The following is a 20930-nucleotide window of genomic DNA, read 5'->3' on the forward strand; positions in this document are numbered from 1 at the left end:
CTTCATTCAAATGCCGAGCTGTTTTGCAGCCAGGTCTTTCATGATTTCTTCCGCACCGCCGCCGATCATCATGACCTTGACCTCGCGGTAGATGCGCTCGCTGACGGTGCCGCGCATGAAGCCCATGCCGCCCAGGATCTGCACGGCCTGGTCGGCGCAGAACTGCATGGTTTGGGTGGCGTGGTTCTTGAGCAAACACACCTGAGCCACCCAATCGGGCCCTGTGCACCCAGCGTCGGCTTGCGCGGCCACAGATTCGCACCACGCGGCGGTGGACTGGATGCGCATCTGCATGTCCACCAGCTTGTGGCGGATGACTTGGTGCTCCACCAGCGCGGCGCCAAAGGTCTTGCGCTGGCGCGCCCAGGCCAGAGCCTCGTCGTAGCAGGCCTCGGCAAAGCCCAGGGCCGATGCGGCCAGGCCAAAGCGCTCGCCGTTGAAGTTGGCCATGATGATGCGAAAGCCTGCGCCCTCTTCGCCCAGCAGGTAGCGGGCGGGCACGCGCACGTTGTCAAACCGCAGATGGGCGGTGTCGGAGCAGAGCCAGCCCATCTTGTCGAGCTTGCTGCGCGACAGGCCTGCGCTGTGGCCGGGGATGAGCAGCATGGAGATGCCTGCGCTGCCCTTGCTGCCCGCGTCGCCGGTGCGCACGGCCACGGTGATCCAGTCCGCGCGCATGCCTGACGTGATGAAGACCTTTTCGCCGTTGACGATGTACTCATCGCCTTCACGCCGCGCCGTGGTCTTGAGTTGGGCCACGTCGGACCCGCCCCCGGGCTCGGTGATCGCTAGCGCGGCGATCTGTTCGCCCGCCAGCACGGGTGGGATGACCTCGGCGCGCACCGCGTCGCTGCCATGCGCCAGCACGGGCGGCAGGCCGATGTTGTGCGAGAGCAGGCTGGCCAGCACACCGCCGCTCGCGCCGTGGCGGCTGAGCGCGCGCCACAGCGGCAGGCGCAGCTGGTAGGTGGCGGGGGTGCCGCCGTACTGCTCGGGGTAGCCCAGGCCCAGCAGGCCCAGGTCGGCCGCGCGGCGGTACAGGCTGCGAGGGAATTCACCGGCCGCATCCCACGCGTCCACATGCGGCGCGATCTCGGTGCGGGCAAAGCGGGTGACGGTGTCAGTGAGGGCGGCGCGGTCTTCGTCGCTCACAGCACTTGCATCGGATCCGGCGGTCATGCGGGCACCCCTTGCGTGGCGGGTGCAAAGCGGGCCAGCACCTGGCCGGGCGACACCTGCTGGCCGGGGGCCACCAGCAGCTCGGCCACGGTGGCAGCTGCAGGGCTGGCCAAGCTGTGTTCAAGCTTCATGGATTCGATGACCACCACCGTGTCGCCCGCCGCCAGCGCCTGGCCTGCGGCCACAGGCAGCGCAACCACCTTGCCGTTGAAGGGGGCGCGCAGCTCCGTGACGCCGCCCGCCGCATCTGCGCGCGCTGCGGGCTCCCACGATGCGTCTTCCACCCAGCCGTCCACACCGCCCGACTGCCAGTGCCAACGCCGGGAGCCCACTGCCAAGCAATACACGCCGTGCTGGGGCAGTTGCAATGTCACAGGTTCTGCCCCGGCCTGCTCCACCTGCAGCCGCCCACCGCCCAACTCCCGCACGGTGACGCCATGCACCTGGCCCTGGTGGCGCAGGCGCATCGGGCGGGCGAGCGCACAGGGCAAGTCAGACGAAATTTTTGAAGAAAAAATAGCCTCTACCGCGCAGTGAGCAAGCGCTTTAAGCTCACTTTTCAATAGCAAATCTTGCAAATCTGCGGCATGTTCGGACAAGAACGGCACCAGCGCCTGCCCGCTGGCAAACACCGGGTGCTGCAGGCAGGCCGCCAGAAACGCGCGGTTGGTGGGCAGGCCCAGCACGCGGGTGTTGTGCAACGCACGCACCAGCGCGGCGATGGCCTCGGCCCGCGTGGGCGCGTGCACGATGAGCTTGCCCAGCATGGCGTCGTAGTGAGGCGTGACCTCTGCCCCCTCCTCCAGCGCATGGTCAAAGCGCAGCGCGCCCGGCGCAGCCCGTTCAAACGCGGTGGCCGGTGGCGCGCTGAACTGCAGTACACGACCGGTATGGGGGCGGAAGTGCGCGTCTTCGGCGCACAGGCGCACTTCGATGGCGTGGCCTTGCAGATGCACCTGGTCTTGCGCGAGCGGCAGCGGCTCGCCCCGCGCCACGCGGATCTGCCACTCCACCAGGTCCAGCCCCGTGAGCGCTTCGGTCACCGGGTGCTCCACCTGCAGGCGGGTGTTCATCTCCATCAAGAAGAATTGCGCCCCCACGCTCCCCGCTTCGCGTGGTTCGCTGCCCCCCGAGGGGGCCTTCGCGCCTTGGGGCGGCCCGGCGGCGCTCAAGTCACTGCCGTCGAGCAAGAACTCCACGGTCCCTGCACCCACATAACCGGCGGCCTGGGCCAGCGCCACGGCGCAGGCGCCCATGCGTTCGCGCAATGCGGCATCCACCGCTGGGCTGGGTGCCTCTTCAATGATCTTCTGGTGGCGGCGCTGCACCGAACAATCGCGCTCGCCCAGGTGGATGCACGCACCGTGGGCGTCGGCAAAGACTTGCACCTCCACATGGCGCGGCTGCAGCAGCGCGCGTTCGATGAGCAGGTCGCCACAGCCAAAACCCGCCAGGGCCTCGGACCGGGCACTCGCTAACGCCGCAGGCAACTGCGCCAGGTCGGTGACGAGGCGCATGCCGCGCCCTCCCCCACCCGCCACGGCCTTGACCATGAGGGGCGTGCCGATACGAGCAGCCTCGGCGGCAAAACGCTCGTCGCTCTGATCCTCCCCCGCATAGCCGGGCAGGCAGGGCACGCCATGCGCCTGGGCCAGCGCCTTGGCCCCGGCCTTGCTGCCGAGTGCAAGGATGGCAGCGGGTGGCGGGCCGATCCAGGTCAGGCCCGCATCGACCACGGCCTGGGCAAAGTCGGCGTTCTCGCTGAGGAAGCCGTAGCCGGGGTGCACGGCATCGGCGCCCGTGGCGCGGGCGGCAGTCAGGAGCTTGTCGGTGCGCAGATAAGTGTCGGCACTGGCCGCACCGCCCAAGGCCACGGCCTGGGTGGCTTCGCGCACGTGCAAAGCGTTGGCATCGGGGTCGGAGTAGACGGCTACCGTTTCGATGCCCATACGATGGGCGGTGTGGATGATGCGGCGGGCGATCTCTGATCGGTTCGCTACAAGGATCTTTTTCATAGCTTCGCACTCCACGGCGGTGCCTTGCGCGCGGCAAATGCCGCCAGCCCTTGCGGCGCCTCAGGCCCGCGCAGCGCTTGCGCAAAAGCCATCGCTGCCTCATCCAGCAGCGCGGGCAACGGCGTATCAGTCTGGGCCAGCAACAAACGTTTGGTGGCGGCCACGGCCTGCGGCGCTGCGGCGGCGTGGCGCGCGATGGCGGCTTGCACAGCAGCCTCCATGTCGCCAGCGACCACCTCATCCACCAGCCCCGCACGTTGAGCTGTCGCAGCATCCCAGCGCTCGCCTGTCAACAAACACCGCCGCGCTGCCGCTTGGCCCAGGCGCCGCACGACAAACGGTGCAATCTGCGCAGGCACGATGCCCAGTGTGACCTCGGGCGTGGCGAACTGTGCACTGGTGTGGGCCAGCACATGGTCGGCGCAGCACACGAGCCCAAAGCCGCCGCCCATCGCGGCGCCCTCCACAGCCACGATGAACCACTGCGGCAACGCACACAGCGCCTGCAGCAGCGTGCCAAAGCGGCGGTTCAGCGGCACCAGCGGGTCGGATGTACCCGCAGCCAGTGGCTGGCCGATGGTCTTGGCAAAACCGCCCAGGCTGCCGCCCGCACAGAAGTGCCCACCGGCACCCCGCAGCACCACGCCACGCAAGTCGGCATCTGCCGCAGCGCGCTCGCACGCGGCCAGCAGGGCGTCCACCATGGCTTCTGACAGCGCATTGCGGCTGGCCGGGTCGTTGAGCGTCCAGGTTTCCACGCTGCCGCTGGGCAGCGGCATGCGGCTGATCAACAGCGAATCAGTCATGTCAGTGCACGGGTCGCTTGGCGATGCCCATGAGCTTGGCGAGGATGCCCAGCATCACTTCGTCGGCCCCGCCACCAATCGACGCCAGCCGCCCGTCGCGGTACATGCGCGAGACCTTGTTCTCCAGCGTGAAGCCCATGCCGCCCCAGAACTGCAGACAGGTGTCGGGCACCTCGCGGTTCAGACGACCGGCCTTGAGCTTGGCCATGCTGGCCAGCTCCAGCACGTCCTGCCCGTTCACATACAGGTCGCAGGCGCGGTAGGTGAGTGCGCGCAGGGCTTCGACCTCGGTCTTGAGCTCGGCCAGCTTGAACTGCACCCACTGCTGGTCGGCCAGCGTGCTGCCAAACAGCTTGCGCTCCTGTGCGTAGTCGATGGTCCACTGGATGCAGTGGTTCAGCGATTCGAGGGTGCTGGCGGCGCACCACAGGCGCTCTTCTTGGAACTGCTGCATCTGGTAGATGAAGCCCTGGCCTTCGGCACCTATGCGGTAGCGCTGCGGCACGCGCACTTCGTCAAAATAGATCAGCCCGGTGTCGCTGCTGTGCATGCCGATCTTGCGGATCTTTTGCGCCACTTCAATGCCCTTAGTGAGCTTGCCGTTAGGGCCATCGCGCATGGGCACCATCACCAGGCTCTTGTTCTTGTGCACTGGGCCTTCGCCCGTGTTGACCAACATGCACATCCAGTCGGCCTGCAGGCTGTTGGTGATCCACATCTTCTGGCCGGTGATCACGTAGTCGTCACCATCCTTGCGCGCCACACTCTTGATGCCCGACACATCGCTGCCCGCCGCAGGCTCGCTCACGCCTATGCAGCCCACCATGTCGCCCGCAATCGCCGGGGCCAAGAAATCGCGCTTGAGCTCCTCGCTGCCGTAGCGGGCCAGCGCCGGGGTACACATGTCCGTCTGCACACCAATCGCCATGGGCACGCCGCCGCAGTGGATGTGGCCCAGCGCCTCGGCCATGGCCAGGCTGTACGAATAGTCCAGGCCCTGGCCTCCGTATTCCTCGGGCTTGCACAGGCCCAGCAGGCCCAGGTTGCCCATCTTCTTGAAGACCTCGTGCGCGGGGAAGATCTCGGCCGCCTCCCACTCATCCACATGGGGGTTGATCTCTTCGTCGATGAAACGCTTGAGGGTCTTCTGGATCTCGCGGTGCTCGTGCGTGAACTGCATGGTGCTTGTCTCCTGCTGTTGCGTTTGTGTGTTGGTGTGCCTGCAAACCTCGATCACGAAAGCTGAAACTGCCCCAGCGGCTGGGGCCGCCCGTTGAGCACCAGCTCCACCTGGTGCGCGCCGGGGTAGTGGGTGCGCGTGGTCATCTGCTGCAGCGACAACGTCTTGCCCACGGCCACGGTGGCGCCGGGGGCGATGTCCAGCGTCTGCAGCTTGAACACCTTGGGCGCCGCACCGCCGTGGGCCTTGACGTAGTGCACCTTGAGGTCGGCCAGCACTCGCTGGGGCTGGGGTGTGGGGTTGTGCAACTCCGCCTCGATGCGCACCTTGTCGCCAATGCGTGCGCGGGCAGGCACCACACGGGCGGACCGCACATCCAGCGCCACGGCATGGCCCACGCCCAGGGCGTCGAGTGCGCCAGCGTCGCCACGTTTGATGAGAAAGCGCAGGCCGTGGCGCACCAAGGCCTCACGCGGCGCAGGTGCGCCCTGCAGCCAGGCACGCGCGGTGCCTACGGCCAGATCGGGGTGGTCCTTGGCGATGTCGCCCAGGTGGTTAGCGACCGAGCGGCGCACGTAAGACGATGGGTCGTCCTTGAGCGCATCGAGCAACGGCAGGGCCAGCTGCGGGTTGGCCTGGAATGCGGGCAGGCGTGGCGCCCAGGGCAGGCGGGGCCGCGTGCCTTCGCTCACCAGACGGCGCACATGGGCGTTGTCGTCCTGCGCCCAGTCGCGCAGCCGCGCGAGCGTGCCGCCCTGGTGGTGCAGCAGGTAGGGACGGATGCAGAACTCTGCGGTAAAGCGCTGGGTAAGCGCGTGCTGCGCGGCCATGGCCGCCTCGAAATGCGCGAGCCCCTGCGCGCCGATGTACATGCTGTGCGGCAGGTACAGAAATGCGCTGTAAGGGCGGTCACCCGCATCGGGCTCACCCGCTGCATCCAACCCCATGGGTGGGTCCATCGAATCGACCAGCACGCCCAGCGCGCGCGGCACGTCTTGCGGCAGGTGCGACTGCAGGGCCTGGGCGATGCGCTGGCCGCGCGCCATCAGCTCCAGCGATTCGTAGCCGGGCTCAATCTGACGCAAGAAAGCCTGGGTGTCGAAGGACCGCCACGCGCGCCGCACCATGGCCGCGATGCGCGGGGGCACGGTTTCGTTCAGCAGGTATTTGAGAGGCTCGGCCATCGTAGGGATTGCGTGCGAAGCGCTTACATCCGCGCCACGCCAAAGCTCAGGGGCCGCAGCGTGCGGGCCTGGGCCTCGGCGCAGGTATCCAGGCAAAACGCCAACACGGCCCGCGTGTCGCGCGGGTCGATCACGCCGTCGTCCAGCAGCAGGCCGCTGGTGTAGAACGCATCGGCCTGGGCCTCGAACATGGCGACGATCTTGTCGAACTGGGCTTGCGACTCGGCCGGGTCGGGCGTGATGCCTTTGCGCGCCAGCGCCGCCTCGGTCACGATCTGCATGGTGCGCGCGGCCTGCTCGCCGCCCATCACCGCTGTCTTGGCCCCCGGCCAGCTGAACAAAAAGCGCGGCGCATAGCCCCGCCCGCACATGCCGTAGTTGCCCGCACCAAAACTGGCGCCGCACTGGATGGTGATCTGTGGCACGGTGGCATTGGTCACGGCCTGGATCATCTTGCTGCCGTGTTTGATCATGCCGCCCTGCTCGCTGTCCTTGCCCACCATGTAGCCCGTGGTGTTCTGTAGGTAGACGATGGGGTGGCCCAGCTGGCACATCCACTGGATGAAGTGCGTGGCCTTGTTCGCGCCCGCCACGTCGATGGGGCCGTTGTTGCTGATGAAGCCCACGGCATGGCCCTGGATGCGCCCTTGCGCGCACAGGGTGGCTGCACCGTAGCGGGCCTTGAACTCCAGCAGCTCGGAGCCGTCCACCAGCCGCGCGATGACCTCGCGCATGTCCACAGGTTGGCGCAGGTCGGCGGACATCAGGGACAGCAGATCGTCGTCGGGCAAGGTGGGGCCGGGTGCGCTGGTTCGCGGGGACATATTCCACCCCAGCTGCGCGACCACATCGCGCGCCAGGCCAATCGCCTCGCGGTCGTCCTGCGCCAAGTATTCGCCCAGGCCCGAGACGGAGGTGTGCATCTCGGCGCCACCCAGTTCTTCTTCCGTCGCGATCTCGCCGGTAGCCGCCTTGAGCAGCGGCGGCCCGGCCAGAAAGGCGCGTGAGCGGCCCTGCACCATGATGACCACGTCCGACAGGCCCGGCATGTAGGCGCCGCCTGCCGTGCCCGAACCGTGCTGTACGGTGATCACCGGAATGCCCGCCGCGGACAGCCGCGCGAGGTTGCGGAACAGCGTGCCGCCATGCACAAAGCCCTCCACCCGGTAGCGCATGAGGTTGGCGCCCGCGCTCTCCACCAGGTGAATAAACGGCAAGCGGTTTTGCAGCGCGATCTCCTGCACGCGCAAGATCTTTTCCAGGCCCATGGGCTGGATGGCGCCGGCCTCGATGCCCGAGTCGCTGGCCACCACCATGCAGCGCACGCCGCTGACAAAACCAATGCCAGCAATCATCCCGCCACCGGGCACGGACTTCTCGGGGTCTCTCACGTCCTGCAGGTAGCCCGCCAGCGTGCACAGCGGCAACCAGGGCGCACCGGCATCCAGCAGTAGCGCCACACGCTGGCGCGGCAGCAGCTGGCCGCGCTTTTCAAACTGAGGCAGCGACCGGGCCGAGGCGGCGGCGGCACGCTCTTCCAGCGCGCGCAGGGCCTCCAGGCGGGCCTGCAGCGCCGCGCGGCGCTGCGGGGCCTCGGCACTGCCTGGGTTGAATCGGGAAGTGAAGACGGCGGTCATGCGGCCTCGGTCTTGGGGGTGCGGGAAGGTGCAAACACCTGCGGCACCTGCGCGCGGTGGAAGCCATCAAACGGCCGCACGGCCGGGTGTGCTGCGGCAGTGGCACCGGGCGGGCGCTGCGGCCAGCCCATGCGCACCTGGGGTCGTGCACCGTCCACCCGTAACGTGGTGCCACTGATGAAGCTGGCTGCGGGGCTGAGCAAAAAGGTGATGGCCGCCGACACCTCGGCCTCGTTGCCAAAGCGGCCGAGCGGCACCGTGCGCGGCATGGCGCGCAGCATGTCTCCTGCCTCGGGCGGGTAGTTGTCCATGCCGCTGGAGGCGATGTAACCCGGCGCCACGGCGTTCACGCGCACACCGCTGTGCGCCCATTCGAGCGCAGCGGTTTCGGTGAAGCTGACCATGCCCGCGCGCGCCGCCCCGCTGTGCCCCATGCCCGGCATGGAGCCCCACATGTCAGCCACGATATTGACTACTGAGCCGCCGTGTTGCGCCATCCACTGCCGGTAGCACTCTCGCGCCATCAAGAAGCCGCCGGTGAGGTTGGTGTGCAGCACCGCCTCCCAGCCCTTGGCGCTGATGGATTCGAGCGGCGCCATGAACTGGCCGCCCGCGTTGTTGACCAGCCCATCGATGCGCCCCTGCTCGGCCAGCACCTGCTGCACCAGCAAGGCCACAGCATCTTCGGAGCGGATGTCGCAGGCTTGCCAGGACACGCGGCCGCCATCAGTGGTGATTTCATCGGCCACGGCCTGCAGCTTCTCAGGCTTGCGCCCCACCAAGACCACCTGCGCGCCCAGGCGCGCCAGCTCGTGCGCCGTGCAGCGGCCGATGCCCGAGCCGCCCCCCGTGACGATGACCACCTGGCGATCGAACAGGCCTGGCGCAAAGACCGACTGGTACGTGGAAGAACTCATCGCCGTCTTTCCTTCTTCAGGCCGAATGGATGAAGAGATTCAATGCGTCTTCGGTCAGCTCGTCGAGCGACCGGCCCTTCTTGGGCGCAAACCATTGCACCGCCCAGTTGAGCGCACCAAAGATGAACAGCCGCGCCACACCGGGGTCAGCCTGCAGCGCTTTCTGGCGTGCCAGTGCTTCCAGCGTGGGCATCCATGCAGCCTCGTAGGTGTCTTTCACGCGCGCAATGCTCTTGCGCTGCGCGGGCGTGAGCGAGCGCCATTCGTACAGCATCACCGGGATGAACCCGCTGTGGGGGCCGAGCAGCACCTCGAAGTGGTGGCGGATGAGCACCCGCAGGCGTTCCCGCGCCGTGGCTTTGGAGTTGGCAGCCGCCAGCGTATCCAGTGCCTGCTGCTGGCTTTGCACGGCGGTGGTCATGCCTTCGTTCATCACGGCAAACAGCAGCGCGCTTTTGCTTTCGAAGTGATAGAAGGGCGAGCCGCTGTGCATGCCCACGGCGGCGGCGATGTCGCGTGTGCTGGTAGCCGCAAAGCCTTTGTCCAGAAACAGCTTTGCGGCGCTGTCCATGAGCTTGCGGCGGCGGTTGCCATCGTCCAGCTCTTCGGCCGTCTTGCGCGGGCGGCCGCGGGGGCGGCGGGGTTGTTCTTGTGGGGTTGCTGCAGCTTCCGCTGAGGCAGCGGTCAGCTTAGGTGCAGCAGCCTTGCGCGGGCGGGCTGCTGGGGTGGCTGCGGCGGGAGCAGTGGCACGGGTGCGCCGAACGGGGGATTCCATATGCAGCACGATAGCAAAACCGTTTATTTTTAGCAAGCAAGTGCTTTGTAAAAATATCTTTGCTGTCTTGACGTGCTAATGCGTGGGCTTTTCTGGAGGTGAGAGGGAGCGTTATTGCGAGCCGACTTGTGATCGGCGGTGGCCGTTCGGGCTGAGCGTGCCGAAGCTGTTGCTTGCTGGTTTGGGTGGTGTGCTTGGGTTGAGGGCGGAGGCCGGGGTGTGCGCCCGGCGGCGCAGTGGCTTTCTTTTGCTTCGCCAAAAGAAAGTCACCAAAGAAAAGGCGACCCTACAGGCTGCGTCCCTTCGCTTCGCTGCGGGCAACCTGCGGTGCTCGCGTCAAGCGGGGTCTCGCTCCAACTCGCTTCGCTCAGACAATCGCGAGCCCTGATCGGCTGGCCGCTGCGCTCCTCGGCGCATCCTGAAGGGAACCCAGGGGGCTGACATCCATTCGGGCCATTGCTTCGCTGCGCTGCGCTCGGCCCCCTCTCGCGGGCGCAAGCGCCACGCGCTGCGCGGGCGGGGCCGAGCGAAGCAATGGCCCGTGTGGTTATTCGGCTGTTGGATATTTGGCTACCCCACCCCCTGCTGGCTGCGCCTGCGGCGGGGCGGTTGCGGGGTGAGCATGGGCGTCGAAGCGCCCATGCCTCGTGCTCTGACTCGCCGTGGCTGCCCGAGCGGCGCGCGCAGCGCAAAACGAGTTCCACGGCGCACCCCACAACCGACACGACGCAGGTTTACCCCTTCGCACAGCGAAGGGGTCGCAGACTGGGGGTCGCCATTCTTTTGGGTACTTTTCTTTGGCGAAGCAAAGAAAAGTACCTCGCCCGCCGGGGCGACTCACGGCTCCCGCGCCCCGCTCAAGCAGCCAGTCAGGCCCGCAAAGAAAGTCCAAGCCTCAGCAGGCTGAGTCCAAAAGGAAAATACTATAAAAACAATAGCTACCAGCGCTTGATGGACAGGCGCCAGCAGCTAAAAATCCTCAAACTCAAAGGATCAAACCGCGCTGAAATCTGGCTTTCTCTTTTCCATAAACGCCGAGAACGCTTCCCGTGCCGCAGGCTCGCGCAGCATCCGCCCAAAGCTCTCGCCCTCTTCCGCCATCACCTCCAACACCTTCGCCGTCTGCCCACCCTTCATCAACCGCTTAGTTTCGATGAGCGACGACAAGGGCTTGGCCGCCAGCTTCTTCGCCTGCGCCTGCGCCACGCCATTGCATTCGGTCGGCGGCACCACGCGATTCACCAGGCCCACCTCCAACGCTGCCTCAGCCATGAAAGGCTCGCCCAGCAGCAGCGCCTCGGCGGCGCGGTGATAGCCCAGCATCTGCGGCACGAGCAGGCTCGACGCCGCCTCGGGGCACAAACCCAGATTCACGAAAGGCATCGAAAACGCCGCGTTGTCGCCCGCATAGACCAGGTCGCAATGGAACAGCATCGTGGTGCCGATGCCCACGGCCGGGCCGCACACCGACGCGATCACGGGCTTGGGAAAGGTAGCGATGCCGCGCAGAAAGCGGAACACCGGCGAGTCCTGCGTGGCGGGCGGCTGCTGCAAAAAGTCGCCAATGTCGTTGCCCGCGCTGAAGATGGCGATGTCGCCCTGGAACACCACCACGCGCACACCAGCATCGGCCTTGGCGGCGTCCAGCGCGTCGGCCATGGCGGCATACATGTCGCGCGTGATCGAGTTCTTCTTGTCCACGCGGTTGAAGGTTACGGTGGTCACGCCCGCTTCGGAATGGACGAGGATGTCTTGGGTGGCTTCGGTCATGGTGGTGAAGGTTCCGGGGTCTGATGGATGTGAACGAGAGGAATGGTGCACGGCGCAGGGCAACAGGCCGACTCCCTACTCCTTGTAGTAAACGATCTGGTGGCTGGTGGCGAGCATGGTGCCTGCTTCGTTCCACAGCTGCACGGTCTGGTCAAAAAAGCCATTGCGGAACTCCTGCCCGCGCGCCTGGCCGAGGAGATAGCCCGTGCCCGTGGCCTGCAGTTGTGCGGCGCTGGCATGAAAGTAGACCGTGATCGACACCGTGCCTGCCGGCACGTGCCGCGCACGGCGCAGCCAGACGCGGGGAAAGAACACATCGGCCAGGGCCGCCAGCGCCACAAAGTCCAGCGGACGGGTTGGCGCATCGCGCATCCACAGCTGGGTCAGGCTGTGGTCGCCACTGCCGTCCCACTCGCGCGGAATGGCGCCGGTGACGGGGCGCATCTCGTAGCGGTTGAGCCACTCCACGCCAAAGCCGGGGGGAATGGCGGGCTGTGCCGACGGCGTAGGCACTTCGGGCATGGGCACATCGCCCACGCTCCAGGTCTCGCGCCGCACGGCGGTGACGGCCGTGGCCGTGGTGGTGACCACCTGGGCACCATCATCACCCGCCTGCAGGATCGACAGCGTCCAGTGCTGGGTGGATCGGTTGGTGCGCACGGGCGTGGCCTGCACGGTGAACGCACCGGCGGTCAGAGCGCCTGCGTAGTTGACGGTGAGCGACAGCGGATCGCCCAGTCGGTCGGGGTGCTGCAGGATGGCCTGCAGCAGCGTGGCGGCGGTGATGCCACCGAACGGGCCCACCATGTTCCAGTAGCCGGGGTGGGTCTGCCCTTCGTACTGGCCTGTCGCAGTGGACGAGGCCGTCAGTTGCAGCGCTTCATCCAGCGGGTGCCGAGCCGAGGACGAAGACGAAGACGAAGAAGTGGATGAAGAGGATGTCATGCTGCGAGTGTGCCGCGAAACGACTGCTCAGGCCGTCGTACCGGAGACTTCGCCGTGGGGAACGCTACCACCCAGGGCCGCCAGCGCTGCCGCAGCGCGCGGCCACAGGCTCTGGCGGAACTGGTCGCGGAAGAAACCAAAGTGCCCGATGCGCCGCACCTGCAGGTCGGCCGGGGTGATGCTCTCCACTCGGCGTTCGGCATTGGCGTACAGGTTGACAAGGTTGTGCGTGCCGCGCAAGGTCATCAGCTCGTCGTCGGCGATCGACAAGGCGAGCACCGGGAACCGCACCGCGCCGTAACTCTGCGCCACCGCAGGCCCTTCGGCACCGACGCTGTAGGCCGGGTCAAGGCACCAGCGCCGCCACTGCAGGATCACGCCCGCAGGCAGGTCACCCACCTTCTTGAGCGTGCGCCCCGGAAAGTACCCGCACAGCCGCGTGGCCAGCGGCACCAGCACCCACCAGAAATACGGAACGATGCGCTTGAGCTGCGGCGCGTTGTCGCGCCAGTAGCCGCTGCCCGCCGCCACGCTGAGGAGGCCAGCGACCTGCTCGGGCTTCTTGAGCAAGCCAGGCAACTGCGCGCCCAGGCTATGCCCCAGCAGGTACAAAGGCTGCTCAGGCAGCGCGGCCTTGGCCGCAGATATCACCGCCTCGTAGTCCTGCGCCCAATCAAACAAGTTCGCCTTCACATCGCGCATCGCCCCCTGCAGTGAGTCGCCATGGCCCCGGTAGTCGAACGTGGTGACCCGAAACCCCTGCTGGGCCATCCACAACGCAAAGGCCTCGTAATACGACTGCCGCACCCCCATCGCGCCGCCGATGACAACGCTGGCGCGCGGTGTGCCCTCGGGTTCATAGACACGCAGTGCCAAAGACACCGCCCCGTTGACCTGCAAGGTTTGCTTATCCATGTCTGTCTCCTTGGTTCGAAACCGATCTGCGCCGGCTTGAAAAGAAAACTATCGCTGAGGGGGCAGAACCCTGGCTTCGACAAGCTCAGCCCGAACGATGTGGGTGAGAGCAATCAAGTCTTGCCCGCCCCTTCCCCTGCCTTCACACCCCGCTCTCAAGGGCGTAGCGAGCGGGATCAGCTGCTAGGCGGACGGAGCACAGGAACCGGAACGTACTTCCTGTACGTGAGGATTCCGAGCACCGCCCAACGACGCAGATGGCCCGCGCAGTAGCCAGTTACAACGCCTCGATGATGCCGGCGGCGCCTTGGCCTGTCCCTACACACATCGTGACCATGCCGTACTTCAGCTTGTGACGGCGCAGCGCATGCACCACGGTGGCGGCGCGGATGGCACCGGTAGCGCCCAGCGGATGCCCCAATGCAATCGCGCCGCCCATCGGATTCACGTTCGCAGGGTTCAGGCCCAGCGTATTGATCACAGCCAGCGACTGCGCCGCAAACGCTTCGTTCAGCTCATACCAGCCAATGTCGTCGCTCTTGAGCCCCGCATACCGCAGCGCCGCAGGAATCGCCTCGATGGGGCCAATGCCCATGATCTCCGGCGGCACGCCACGTGCGGCGTAGCTCACAAATCGCGCCAGGGGCGTCAGGCCAAACTGCTTCACCGCCTTTTCGCTGGCCACGATGAGGGCGCCCGCGCCGTCGCTGGTCTGCGAGCTGTTGCCCGCCGTGACGCTGCCGCGTGCGGCAAACACGGGCTTGAGCTTGGCCAGTCCTTCCAGGGACGTGTCGGGGCGGGGACCTTCGTCCAGGCTCACGGTGCGGCGCTTTTCCACCACTTCGCCGGTGGCGAGGTTGGGCGAACGCTCCACGACCTCGAAGGGCGTGATTTCGTCGGTGAACTCACCCGCCTTTTGTGCCTTGATGGCACGCAGGTGGGATTCGAGGGCGAACGCGTCCTGCGCTTCGCGGCTCACCTTCCACTGCTGGGCGACCTTTTCGGCGGTCAGGCCCATGCCGTAGGCGATGCCCACGTTCTCGTCGCGCGCAAAGATTTCGGCGTTGAACGAGGGCTTGTTGCCGCCCATGGGCACCAGGCTCATGGACTCGGCGCCACCGGCGATCAGTACATCGGCCTCGCCCACACGGATGCGGTCGGCAGCCATCTGCAGCGCGGTGATGCCCGATGCGCAAAAGCGGTTCACCGTCACGCCGCCCACGGGGTGGTTGAACGCCAGGCCCACGGCGATGCGGGCCATGTTCATGCCTTGCTCGCCCTCGGGGAACGAGCAGCCAATGATGGCGTCTTCAATCGCCTTGGGGTCCAGCGTGGGAACCTGGGTCATCGCGCTCTTGATGGCTGCGACCAGCAGATCGTCGGGGCGGGTGTTCTTGAAATAGCCGCGGCCCGAGCGCCCGATGGGCGTGCGCGTGGCGGCGACGATGTAGGCGTCCTGGACTTGTTTTTGAGCCATGGTGATGAAACTCCTTCAATTCTTGGGGGGGCGGCTGGAAGGAACCCAGGCCCACGTAAATACACATTCGACCGGCTCCACACCGGCTTCGTCGGTCACGGTGACTTTCACCTGCACCTCGCCCTTGTCGCTGGCTAACATGGCGGCGCGCTGCTCGGCCGTCAGCGTGGCCACGGCCTTGAGGCCGCCCGTGGCGCGCTTCTTGAACGCCATGGAGAGCTCCTTGGCCAGTGGGATGCAGTCGTCGCGCACGTTCATGCCCACGACCATGCCGGTGGCCGTTTCGGCCAGCAGGTTCATGGCCGAGGCGTGCACGCCGCCGATGTGGTTGTGCACGCGGTGCTCGTTGGCGAGATGCACTTCCACACGCTCGGGCGTGAGCGACACGAACTTCACCCCGGCGGTGCCGGTGAACGGCACGGCCCGGCGCAGGATGATGTTCTGCACGAAGCCGCGCATGAAGGCGGGTGCCTCGTCCAGGCGCATCAGCGAGCGCTGGAGTTTGTTGGGGGCTTGGCTCGTCATGGTGATACCGGTCAGTTGCGGACCGGTTTGCCGGTGGACAGCATGCCCAGGATGCGCTCGTGCGTCTTGGGCTGGGCGATCAGGTGGCAAAACACTTTGCGCTCCAGCGTGAGCAGGTATTCCTCGCTCACCAGGGCACCGGCATCCACGTTGCCGCCGCAGACCACCTCGGCGATCATGGTGCTGACCTTGAAGTCATAGGCGCTGATGAAGCCGCCGTCGCGCATGTTCACCAGCTGCGCCTTGATGGTGGCCAGGCCGCTGCGGCCTGCCACGGGGAACAGGCGCTTGTGCGGCGCACGCCAGCCGCTGGCAGCCATGGACTTGGCTTCGTTGATGGCGACAAACAGCAGTTCGTCCTTGTGCGGAACGATGATGTCGGACTCCAGCAGGAAGCCCAGCTTGCGCGATTCAATGGCGCTGGTGCCCACCTTGGCCATGGCCGCAGCGGTGAAGCCTTCGGTCAGGAAGGGCAGGATGTCCTTGCTCGTCGAAGCAGCCATGTTCTCGGCCGCGCGGCGGGCGATGTAGGTCAGGCCGCCCGCGCCGGGCACCAGGCCCACGCCCACTTCCACCAGGCCGATGTAGCTTTCCATGTGCGCCACACGCTTGGCCGAATACACGGCCAACTCGCAACCACCGCCCAGCGCCATGCCGTGGATGGCAGCCACCACGGGCACCTGCGCGTAGCGGATGCGCAGCATCAGGTTTTGCAACTCTTGCTCGATGCTTTCCACCGCATCGGCGCCGCCGACCATGAAGGCAGGCATGGTGGCTTCCAGGTCGGCGCCCACACTGAACGGTGCATCGCCGGACCAGATGACCATGCCCTGGTACTCGGCCTCGGCCAGCTCCAAGGCTTCCATCAGCGCTTCCATCACTTCGGGGCTGATGGCGTGCATCTTGTTCTTGATGCTGGCGATGAGCACTTGGCCGTCCAGCGTCCAGGTGCGCAGGGCCTTGGATTCCGCAATGGTCGTGCCAGCAGTGCGCCAGTCGGGCAGGCTTGTCTCGCCCAGCAGAGCCTCGGGGAAGATCTGGCGCTGATACACGGGCAGCTCGCGGCGGGGTACAAACTTGCCCTGCGACGCGCTCCACGAGCCTTGCGCGGTGTGCACGCCACCGGCTTCGGCCACGGGGCCCTTGAAGACCCACTCGGGCAGCGGTGCCTTGCACAGGGCTTTGCCAGCGTCGATGTCTTCCTGAATCATCTTGGCGACTTCGAGCCAGCCGGCTTCCTGCCACAGCTCGAAGGGGCCTTGCTTCATGCCGAAGCCCCAGCGCATGGCCTGGTCCACGTCGCGCGCGTTGTCGGCGATGGTGCCCAGGTGCACGGCTGCGTAGTGGAAGCTGTTGCGCAGGATGGCCCAGAGGAACTGGCCGGGCGCGCCTTCGGCGTTGCGCAGCAGGCGCAAGCGTTCGGCGGCGGGCTTCTTCAGCATGCGGCCGTACACCTCGTCGGCCTTCTGGCCAGCAGGCACGTACTCTTCGCTTTCGAGCTCGAAGCGCATCACGTCGCGGCCGACCTTCTTGAAGAAACCGGCCTTGGTCTTCTGGCCCAGGTTGCCCAGTTCCAGCAGCTTCTTCAGCACGGCGGGCGTGCCAAAGCTTTCGTAGAACGGATCGGTCTCGATGCTCAGGTTGTCCTGCAGCGTCTTGATGACGTGGGCCATGGTGTCCAGGCCCACCACGTCGGCGGTGCGGAAGGTGCCGCTCGATGCACGGCCCAGCTTCTTGCCGGTGAGGTCGTCCACCACGTCGTAGGTCAGGCCGAAGTTTTCGACTTCCTTCATGGTGGCCAGCATGCCGGCGATGCCGACGCGGTTGGCCACGAAGTTGGGCGTGTCGTGCGCACGCACCACGCCCTTGCCCAGGCCGCTGGTGACGAAGGCTTCGAGCTGGTCGAGCACTTCAGGCTGGGTGGTGGGGGTGTTGATCAACTCTACCAGCGTCATGTAGCGCGGCGGGTTGAAGAAGTGGATGCCGCAGAAACGGGGCTTGATGCTCTCAGGCAGCACTTCGCTCAGTTTGGTGATCGACAGGCCCGAGGTGTTGGACGCCAGGATGGCGTGCTTGGCCACGTGGGGCGCGATCTTGGTGTACAGGTCGAGCTTCCAGTCCATGCGCTCGGCAATGGCCTCGATCACGAGGTCGCATTCCTTGAGCAGGTGCATGTGCTCTTCGTAGTTGGCCTGCTGGATCAGCGCCGCGTCGTCGGCCACGCCCAGGGGCGAGGGCTTGAGCTTCTTGAGGCCTTCTACGGCCTTGGTGACGATGCCGTTCTTGGGGCCTTCCTTGGCAGGCAGGTCGAACAGCACCACGGGCACCTTCACGTTGACGAGGTGGGCGGCAATCTGCGCGCCCATCACGCCTGCGCCGAGCACGGCGACTTTTTTCACTTGGAATCGGGACATGGGTTGGGTTCCTGGTTGGGGCGCTGCGCAACTCCGCACGGGGTGCGCAAGGCCACGGGAATGGGGTTTACTGGACGCGGATCCAGGTTTGCGTGCGGCCAAACGGGCCGATCGAACCGCGCACTTCGAGCTTCTTGCCGCCCTCGATGGGTGTCATGCGCAGGGTGTAGTTGCGGCCGTTCTCGGGGTCGAGAATCTTGCCGCCTTCCCACACTTCTTTGCCGTCGGCCTTTTTGGCGCCACGGATGATCTCCAGCCCGAGAATGGGCTTGCCCTTGCGGTCGTCCGAGCATTCGTCGCAGACCTCATCGGGCTTGGCGTCCTTGGACAGGCGCTTTTCCAGCGCTCCATTCAGCACGCCGCCGCCAATGTCGCGGATGCGGATTTCGGCCTTGGCCTCGCCGGTCTTGTCGTCGATGTTGCGCCACAGGCCTTCGGGCGTTGCCTGTGCCCATGCGGGCGCCGCAAACGCTACAAAAACAATAGCTGCTACCGCTTTATACATAGGCGCTCCGTGCCAAAAAAGCTTGAAATCCGCAGATCCACCGGTCAGGCCAGGGCCAGATCCGTGTCCATCAGCACCTTGCTGCCCGCACGGGCCGTGCGCATCAGCGTGACCGTTTCGGGGAACAGCTTGGCGAAGTAGAAGCGCGCGGTCTGCAGCTTGGCGCCGTAGAACGGGTCGGTGTTGCCGGCAGCGATCTCACGCAGCGCAACCTGTGCCATGCGGGCGAACAGGTAGCCAAACACCAGGTGGCCGGCGACGCGCAGGTAGTCCACGGCAGCGGCGCCCACTTCGTCGGGGTTCTGCATGCCCTTGAAGCCGATCTCGGTGGTGAACTTGGTCATCTGGTCGCCCAGCATCGCGATGGGGTTGATGAACTCGGCCATCTTCTCGTTCACGCCTTCTTCTTCCACCAGCTTGCCGATCAGCTTGCCCAGCTTTTTCAGCGTGGCGCCGTTGTTGCCCAGGATCTTGCGGCCCAGCAGGTCCAGCGACTGGATGGTGTTGGTGCCTTCATAGATCATGTTGATGCGGTTGTCGCGCACGTACTGCTCCATGCCCCATTCCTTGATGAAGCCGTGGCCGCCGAAGACCTGCATGCAGGCGTTGGTGGAGATGTGGCCGTTGTCGGTGATGAAGGCCTTCACGATGGGGGTGAGCAGCGCCACCATCTCTTCGGATTCGGCACGCACCTTTTCGTCGGGGTGGCTGTGCACCTTGTCCAGCAGCAGCGTGCAGAAGATCTGCAGCGCGCGGCCGCCTTCGGCGTACGCCTTGGCGGTGAGCAGCATCTTGCGCACGTCGGGGTGCACGATGATGGGGTCGGCGTCCTTGTCCTTGGCCTTCACGCCCGAGAGGCTGCGCATCTGGATGCGGTCCTTGGCATAGGCCAGGGCGTTCTGGTAGGCCACCTCGGTCAGGCCGAGCGACTGGTTGCCCACGCCCAGGCGGGCGGCGTTCATCATCACGAACATGGCGGCCAGGCCCTTGTTGGGCTGGCCCACCATGGTGCCGATGGCGCCGTCGATGGCGATCTGTGCCGTGGCGTTGCCGTGGATGCCCATCTTGTGCTCCAGGCCCGTGCAGAAGATGGGGTTGCGCTCGCCCAGCGAGCCGTCGGCCTTGATGTTGAACTTGGGCACGACGAACAGGCTGATGCCCTTGCTGCCCTTGGGCGCATCGGGCAGGCGGGCCAGCACCAGGTGCACGATGTTGGCGGTCATGTCGTGCTCGCCGGCGCTGATGAAAATCTTGTTGCCGGTGATCTTGTAGGTGCCGTCGGCCTGGGGTTCGGCCTTGGTGCGCAGGAGGCCCAGGTCGGTGCCGCAATGGGGTTCGGTCAGGCACATGGTGCCGGTCCACTCGCCGCTGGTCAGCTTGGGCAGGTAGACCTTCTTTTGCTCGTCGGTGCCGTGGGCGTGCAGGGCTTCGTACGCGCCGTGCGACAGGCCGGGATACATGGTCCAGGCCTGGTTGGCCGAGTTCATCATTTCGTACAGGCACTGGTTCAGCACGAAGGGCAGGCCCTGGCCGCCGTAGGCGGGGTCGCACGACAGTGCCGCCCAGCCGCCTTCGACGTACTTGGCGTAGGCGTCCTTGAAGCCCGTGGGGGTCTTCACTTCGTGGGTGGCCTTGTTGAGCACGCAGCCTTCAGTGTCGCCGCTGATGTTCAGCGGGAAGGTCACTTCGGCGGTGAACTTGCCGGCTTCTTCGAGCACGGCGTTGATGGTGTCCACATCCACCTCGGCGTGGGGCGGCATGGCCTTGAATTCATCGCTGACCTTGAGCACTTCGTGCATGACGAATTGCATGTCGCGCAGGGGCGGCGTGTACATAGGCATGGGGTTTACTCCTTGGAGGTGGTGGTTTGGTTGAAAACTTTGCGGCGCTTGGCTGCGGCAGCGGGCGCTGTCGTGGCGGCTGCGCCCGGCATTGCGGCGCTGTAGCGCGCCAGGATGTTGTGAAAGCCTTGCACGGCCCGGCCCATGGAGCCCGGGGTCTGCAGGAAGCGCGCTTCGTAATGCAGCGCGAGGATGAGGCCGTGGATCTCGAACAGCATCTGCTCGGCATTGGTGTCTGCGCGCAGCTCTTCCAACACCTTGCACTGCTCGATGGCACGGCGCATGGCAGCGTGCCAGGTCAGCACCGAGCTGGCCAGCGCATCGCGCACGGGGCCGGTGCGGTCATCAAATTCGACGGCGCCGCTGATGTAGATGCAGCCCGAGTCGATTTCGATGGAGGTGCGCTTCATCCAGTTGTCGAACAGCGCCGACAAACGCGCCACGCCGCGCGGCGCGGACATGGCGGGGTAGAACACTTCCTGCTCGAAGCGGGTGTGGTATTCGCGGATGACGGAGATCTGCAGCTCTTCGCGCGAGCCAAAATGGGCGAACACGCCCGACTTGCTCATGCCCGTGACATCGGCCAGCGCCCCGATGGACAGGCCCTCCAGCCCGATGTGCGTGGCCAGGCCCAGCGCCGCCTCGACGATGGCCGCCTTGGTTTGCTGGCCCTTTTGCAAGGCGCGGCCCGTGCTGCTGCGGGTGCGCGGGCTGCGGCTGACCGGGCTGGATTCAGAAGTTACGGGCATGCTGGCAAATAAAAACGAACGTTCGTTCTATTCTGCAGCAATTTCAGGGCACGGCCAAAACCCCTGGAGAAAATAGGGAGGGTCACCCAAACGCGC

17 protein-coding genes are annotated in these 20930 nt (G+C 65.9%); all 17 read right to left on the reverse strand.

Translation table 11 applies throughout. The annotated features are described in order from the left end of the window. Window positions 1-6: 6 nt before the first annotated feature. The gene (locus AvAM_RS10540; protein WP_137747002.1) at window positions 7-1179 is read right to left on the reverse strand and encodes an acyl-CoA dehydrogenase family protein; all 1173 of its coding nucleotides are present in this window, start codon (window positions 1177-1179) and stop codon (window positions 7-9) included. Further along, on the reverse strand, window positions 1176-3194 hold the full coding sequence (locus AvAM_RS10545) for a biotin carboxylase N-terminal domain-containing protein (RefSeq protein WP_137747003.1): 2019 nt from the start codon (window positions 3192-3194) through the stop codon (window positions 1176-1178). Before AvAM_RS10545 ends, AvAM_RS10540 begins: the two co-directional genes overlap by 4 nt. Next, the gene (locus AvAM_RS10550) at window positions 3191-4000 is read right to left on the reverse strand and encodes an enoyl-CoA hydratase/isomerase family protein (protein ID WP_137747004.1); all 810 of its coding nucleotides are present in this window, start codon (window positions 3998-4000) and stop codon (window positions 3191-3193) included. Before AvAM_RS10550 ends, AvAM_RS10545 begins: the two co-directional genes overlap by 4 nt. A 1-nt stretch (window position 4001) precedes the next feature. Continuing rightward, entirely contained in the window at window positions 4002-5180 is a 1179-nt protein-coding gene (locus AvAM_RS10555) for an acyl-CoA dehydrogenase family protein (protein ID WP_137747005.1), read from the reverse strand. A 53-nt stretch (window positions 5181-5233) separates the two neighbouring features. After that, entirely contained in the window at window positions 5234-6364 is a 1131-nt protein-coding gene (locus tag AvAM_RS10560) for a DNA alkylation repair protein (RefSeq protein ID WP_137747006.1), read from the reverse strand. Window positions 6365-6387: 23 nt separating this feature from the next. Then, window positions 6388-8001 (reverse strand): acyl-CoA carboxylase subunit beta, encoded by a 1614-nt coding sequence (locus tag AvAM_RS10565; RefSeq protein WP_137747007.1) that lies wholly within the window; start codon window positions 7999-8001, stop codon window positions 6388-6390. Further along, a complete protein-coding gene (locus AvAM_RS10570; RefSeq protein WP_137747008.1) occupies window positions 7998-8918 on the reverse strand; it encodes an SDR family oxidoreductase in 921 nt (306 codons plus the stop codon). Before AvAM_RS10570 ends, AvAM_RS10565 begins: the two co-directional genes overlap by 4 nt. A gap of 16 nt (window positions 8919-8934) precedes the next feature. Beyond that, complete coding sequence (locus AvAM_RS10575) at window positions 8935-9693, reverse strand: TetR/AcrR family transcriptional regulator (RefSeq protein ID WP_137747009.1); 759 nt, start codon at window positions 9691-9693, stop codon at window positions 8935-8937. A 993-nt stretch (window positions 9694-10686) separates the two neighbouring features. Continuing rightward, window positions 10687-11463, reverse strand: a complete 777-nt coding sequence (locus tag AvAM_RS10585) for an enoyl-CoA hydratase (RefSeq protein WP_137747010.1) — start codon at window positions 11461-11463, stop codon at window positions 10687-10689. A 75-nt stretch (window positions 11464-11538) separates the two neighbouring features. Beyond that, window positions 11539-12408 carry an acyl-CoA thioesterase II gene (locus AvAM_RS10590; RefSeq protein ID WP_137747011.1) on the reverse strand — a complete coding sequence of 290 codons (870 nt, stop codon included), beginning with the start codon at window positions 12406-12408 and terminating at the stop codon, window positions 11539-11541. Between the two features lie 27 nt (window positions 12409-12435). After that, window positions 12436-13323 carry an alpha/beta fold hydrolase gene (locus tag AvAM_RS10595; RefSeq protein WP_137747012.1) on the reverse strand — a complete coding sequence of 296 codons (888 nt, stop codon included), beginning with the start codon at window positions 13321-13323 and terminating at the stop codon, window positions 12436-12438. A gap of 277 nt (window positions 13324-13600) precedes the next feature. Beyond that, window positions 13601-14800, reverse strand: a complete 1200-nt coding sequence (locus AvAM_RS10600) for an acetyl-CoA C-acyltransferase (RefSeq protein WP_137747013.1) — start codon at window positions 14798-14800, stop codon at window positions 13601-13603. Between the two features lie 15 nt (window positions 14801-14815). After that, a complete protein-coding gene (locus AvAM_RS10605) occupies window positions 14816-15325 on the reverse strand; it encodes a DUF4442 domain-containing protein (protein ID WP_137747014.1) in 510 nt (169 codons plus the stop codon). An 11-nt stretch (window positions 15326-15336) separates the two neighbouring features. Then, on the reverse strand, window positions 15337-17739 hold the full coding sequence (locus AvAM_RS10610) for a 3-hydroxyacyl-CoA dehydrogenase/enoyl-CoA hydratase family protein (RefSeq protein ID WP_137747015.1): 2403 nt from the start codon (window positions 17737-17739) through the stop codon (window positions 15337-15339). Between the two features lie 67 nt (window positions 17740-17806). Continuing rightward, on the reverse strand, window positions 17807-18244 hold the full coding sequence (locus tag AvAM_RS10615; RefSeq protein WP_137747016.1) for a DUF2147 domain-containing protein: 438 nt from the start codon (window positions 18242-18244) through the stop codon (window positions 17807-17809). 44 nt (window positions 18245-18288) lie between these two features. Beyond that, window positions 18289-20085, reverse strand: coding sequence for an acyl-CoA dehydrogenase C-terminal domain-containing protein (locus AvAM_RS10620; protein WP_137747017.1), 1797 nt, complete (start codon window positions 20083-20085; stop codon window positions 18289-18291). Between the two features lie 5 nt (window positions 20086-20090). After that, window positions 20091-20834, reverse strand: coding sequence for a TetR/AcrR family transcriptional regulator (locus tag AvAM_RS10625; RefSeq protein ID WP_137747018.1), 744 nt, complete (start codon window positions 20832-20834; stop codon window positions 20091-20093). Window positions 20835-20930: the final 96 nt, after the last annotated feature.

Source organism: Acidovorax sp. NB1 (assembly GCF_005405905.1).
Lineage (GTDB): Bacteria > Pseudomonadota > Gammaproteobacteria > Burkholderiales > Burkholderiaceae_C > Acidovorax.